The sequence below is a fragment of the Kineococcus siccus genome, from assembly GCF_009906795.1.
GTDB lineage: Bacteria > Actinomycetota > Actinomycetes > Actinomycetales > Kineococcaceae > Kineococcus > Kineococcus siccus.
Window position 1 is genome coordinate 1 of the sequence record NZ_JAAALN010000420.1, and the last position, 860, is coordinate 860.

Below are 860 nucleotides of genomic sequence, written 5' to 3' on the forward strand. Positions count from 1 at the left end.
GTCCCCGCCCGAGGACCCACCGGCACCGCCGGTGGGTCCTCGTCGCTGTGGGGCGCGGCCCGGCGGGCTGGCGGTCACGCTCAGGTCACGGAGCACGACGGGCGGTTGAGGCGGTCGGCGACGCGCGGGGCCGATCTTCCCCCCGTGCTCGTGGGCCGCTATGTTCCGACGCAGCCGCGAGTGCGGTGACCGGTAGCGGGGGCCCGGACGTTCGAGGAGGACGACGTGGCACGTGCTGCCGTTCAGGTGCGCCAGGCGAACAGCGCCGACGTGGACGACCTGCTGGCGCTCTACCGCTCCGCCCGGCACGGGCAGGACGACGGGGGCGCCGCCGCCGACGCCCTGCGCGAACGGCTGCTGCGGGCGCTGGACGGCGACGAGGTCCGGGTCCTGCTCGCGACCGTCGCCGACCGCCCCGCCGGCTACGCGCTGCTCACGGCGGCCCCCCTGCTGCCGCTGGCCACCTCGACCGGTCCGAGCATCGAGCACTTGCACGTCCTGCCCCAGGCGCGCCGCCGCGGCGTGGCCCGCGCCCTGCTGGCCCGGGCGGCGACGCTCGCGCAGGCCGAGGGCGCCGAGCAGCTGTGCTGCACCGTGGCCCCGGGCGACCGCGAGTACACCCGGTACATGGCCCAGCTGGGCTTCGCGCCCGTCGTGGTCCGCCGCGCGGTCGCCCTGCCCGTGCTGCGCCGCCGCCTGCTGGTCGACGCGGCCGTGGTGCCGGACCCGACCGGGGACGTCCTGGCCCACCGGCGCTCCCTGCGCGAGCGCCTGGCCCGCAGCTCCGCCGACACCCAGCCGCTGCCCGTGGTCGCGGCCGAGGAGGTCCCGCTCGCGCGCACCGCGACGGAGCCCCCGCC

1 protein-coding gene is annotated in these 860 nt (G+C 78.6%); it reads left to right on the plus strand.

The features are described 5' to 3' along the window. Window positions 1–225: 225 nt before the first annotated feature. The coding region (locus tag GTR02_RS21925) for a GNAT family N-acetyltransferase (protein WP_166609574.1) at window positions 226–860 on the plus strand (635 nt) is incomplete at its 3' end.